At 36.9% G+C, this 1285-nt stretch carries 2 protein-coding genes and 1 pseudogene; all 3 read right to left on the minus strand.

All coding sequences use genetic code 11. The annotated features are described in order from the left end of the window. Positions 1 to 45: 45 nt before the first annotated feature. Positions 46 to 573: pseudogene (locus LRA01S_RS10515) on the minus strand (IS3 family transposase); the annotation flags it as partial. Continuing rightward, positions 521 to 925, minus strand: a complete 405-nt coding sequence (locus LRA01S_RS11455) for an IS3 family transposase (protein ID WP_373279983.1) — start codon at positions 923 to 925, stop codon at positions 521 to 523. The pseudogene LRA01S_RS10515 and the gene LRA01S_RS11455, both read right to left, overlap by 53 nt. Positions 926 to 927: 2 nt before the next feature. Next, entirely contained in the window at positions 928 to 1215 is a 288-nt protein-coding gene (locus tag LRA01S_RS10525; protein WP_014571824.1) for a helix-turn-helix domain-containing protein, read from the minus strand. Between the last annotated feature and the right edge of the window lie 70 nt (positions 1216 to 1285).

Consider the following 1285-nt stretch of genomic DNA (forward strand, 5'->3'; position numbering starts at 1 on the left):
CAAGCCCCAAATAAAACAGACAGTTCAAAAAAAACACATTTCCACTCAAAGGTATGTCTGCCTATATTCAATAGGAGTCATGCCTTTTAGTTTGAGTTGTGGTCTATCAAAGTTATACCATGTAATGAAATCGTCAATCTGCTGCATCAATTCCGTCTCATTTTCAGGTACAAATAATTCCAAAGATTCACTTTTAAGATGAGAAAAAAAGTTTTCACAACAAGCGTTGTCATAACAGTTTCCCTTACGAGAATGAGAAACCGTCACATTAAAAGTTTCAAGTTTTTTGTGATACTGCTTGTTCGTATACTGAAATCCTTGATCTGAATGCAAAAGACAAGATTTTGATTTGTCCCAATCTTTTCTGAAAACAAGGTCTAAATTCTCAAAGACTAACTGATTATCATTGAATTTTGATAGATTGTAAGCTAAAATAGAGTTATCATACAGGTCTTTGGTAATACTTAAGTACAGTCTACCCTGTTTATGATACACATAAGAAACGTCTGTCACTAACTTTTCATGAGGTCGTGTGGCGACGAAGTGTCTTGCGAGAAGGTTTGGCGAAACCTTTCTCGCTTTTTTTGTTCATTTCTTGCCTCGTGCAAGAAGTAAAGCGTTTCTTGCGTATTGGCGATTTCAAACCGAGAACTTGCATATAGCGAAGGACAGTCTTTGGGTTGACGCTTATACCATAAAGTCGCTTAAGTTGCATCCAGATATAACGATAGCCCTTAAAAGAGGCATCAAAGAGAAGTTGAATCTTCTCTGCCAGCTGAGAATTCCAAGATTTTGTAAGGGGGCGGTTTTTCTTAATCCAGCTATAATAACCACTCCTTGAAATACCAAGATAATGACAAAGAGCAGTAATGGCATACTGTCCTGTTAAACTATCAACGACTTGATACTTAGCTCTTGTAGAGATTTTTACAAGAGCTTTCTGAGCTTTTTTAGAATAGCTACCTCCATTTTGAGATAGTTGACTTGTTCTTCTAAAGTCATCGTCTCTGACTTAACTTGTGCCGGTCTACCACGATTATCTTGATAGAGAAGTTGAGGATTGTTCTCGTACAATTTAACCCAATGTTGTACTTGTGAGCGATTGGTGACACCAAAATGTTCTGCCACTGATTGATAGCCACCTAAGTGGTCAAAAAGATAAGCTTGTGCAACCTTTACTTTAAAGTCGCCCGTGTAGTTCTGATTTTTACGCATGAAAAAGCTCCTTGATAAAATGATTGAAATAGTTTTTTTTATTTCATGTCCATTTTACCAGGAGCTGTTC

This window comes from Pseudolactococcus raffinolactis NBRC 100932 (assembly GCF_001591765.1).
GTDB lineage: Bacteria > Bacillota > Bacilli > Lactobacillales > Streptococcaceae > Pseudolactococcus > Pseudolactococcus raffinolactis.

Coding starts and splice junctions, on each gene's coding strand:
- LRA01S_RS10525 (WP_014571824.1), bottom strand. CDS start 1,215: ATGCGTAAAAATCAGAACTACACGGGCGACTTTAAAGTAAAGGTTGCA.